The sequence below is a fragment of the Rhizobacter sp. P3_B12 genome (assembly GCF_056402895.1).
Window position 1 is genome coordinate 1 of the sequence record NZ_JBFUGN010001227.1, and the last position, 1,591, is coordinate 1,591.

Annotated in this window: 2 protein-coding genes; both read right to left on the reverse strand. The window is 60.3% G+C overall.

Annotated elements, in window-relative coordinates; all coding sequences use genetic code 11:
* Positions 1–792: 792 nt before the first annotated feature.
* A complete protein-coding gene (locus AC1D01_RS34015) occupies positions 793–1,197 on the reverse strand; it encodes a hypothetical protein (protein WP_477873873.1) in 405 nt (134 codons plus the stop codon).
* A 161-nt stretch (positions 1,198–1,358) separates the two neighbouring features.
* The coding region (locus AC1D01_RS34020) for a hypothetical protein (protein WP_477873874.1) at positions 1,359–1,591 on the reverse strand (233 nt) is incomplete at its 5' end.

Consider the following 1,591-nt stretch of genomic DNA (forward strand, 5'->3'; position numbering starts at 1 on the left):
TAGGTGGTCCGCAGCGATGAACACAACAGGTGCGGCGATGACGTGCAGCGTGGCTCTCATGCGAACTACCATTTGGCATGAGCTGCGCGCCCCAGCTTGCCGTGGCAGATCAGCTCAAGAGAAGTTGTCAATGACAGGGAAGTCTAACGACCCAAAAGAGCACTCTCGTGAAGGGCTGCATCTGGCCGAGTGCGGCGGTGGGATCGCGTGTGGTTGTCAGCGGCAGGTGTCGAAGCCTGCACCCCTTCCGAGGACGACTGAGGTCGTACGTTTACCGTTCCGCGACGCTGACGGAGAGATCGTAGCCGCTCATGTAGTTGCCCGAAAGCGGACGGCGATGAAGGACCGCTCCTGGCCGACATCGGTCCGACGCCTCCTCGAGGCAGCATCAGCGATTCGCTGCCCAGGCGACGATGAGAGCGAAAGGGATCCATGGCCATAGACCAAACCACCAGTTGTCGACACGGACCCTCTCGCTTCGCACATGCGCGCCGTCGATGAAAACCTGGCAAGGAAACGATCGCGGTGTTCCGAGGCCCCATCGCAGCTTCGCTTCGTGCCTCTCACCTCTGACTTCGAACGCCTCAATCGTTTCCCCGACAGCCTTGTACACCCCGCCTGTCTGCAGCACGACGTGGTCGTCGATTTCCAGAACGATCGACGCCGTTTGCCAGGCGTAACGGCTGACGAGCCGCGCGGAAAGCTTCAGCGGGAGCCCATTCCAAGTACCGCTTCGCGTCGTGTCTCGAAGATCAGGCAAGTGCGGGTGCTTTCTGAGAGGTCGGTGGATGGTCAGGCGCTGAACTTCTGGGGAAACAGCCGATGAGCGGCAAAGCAGCCTGCTACGCCACCAAGACCTATGGCAAAAAACTGAAGTGAAACGAGTGGACTGGGCAGTGCGAGAGCCATGCACACTGTGGCGCCCCATAGCCCGGCGAACAAGAAAGTCAAGCCGATGAACAGAGCAGCCCCCGCAGGACGATTCCATGGTTTCAATAGAAGCGACGGCGGCAACGCGAACGTGCCAGGGGGCAGCTTCTGAAGTTCCAACCAAAGGATGCCGACCGAGGTCACCAGGGCGGCGGGAAGCGTGATAGCTACGCTCGTCCAAGAAGGTGAATGCTGCGAAGGAAATGTGGCAGAGAGGTAGCCCCATCCCGCGCAAACGAAGAACCAGAAGAGGTAGAAGAGTCTCACGTTTGCAGTGCCTGATCTTGCATGCCGACCTCTCGACATCGAGGAGATGCTAGGGTGGCATCGTAGCGTCACGAGAAGCACTGCCGCAGAGCGGACGTCACGAAAGGACCGCTTGTGGCCGTTTGCGGAAGCGGTCGCGATCGGCGCAACTAGCCGCACAGTCACGATGGCAGCTGGTCGGGGAGACGGCGAACTTTGCTCAGGCGCGGGAAACTGACGTCTGGCTCTATGAACAACRGCGCCGCAACACCATGCCGAATCTCGCAACCCACTACCACTACCTGGCGGGAGTCTCCGTTCGGCAGTTGCACCTCAACCCAACTGCCGCGAGGTGGCAACTCCGTCGCCGAAGCGAACGTGCCATCGACGACGTACCACTTGCCCAGCTCGAGAC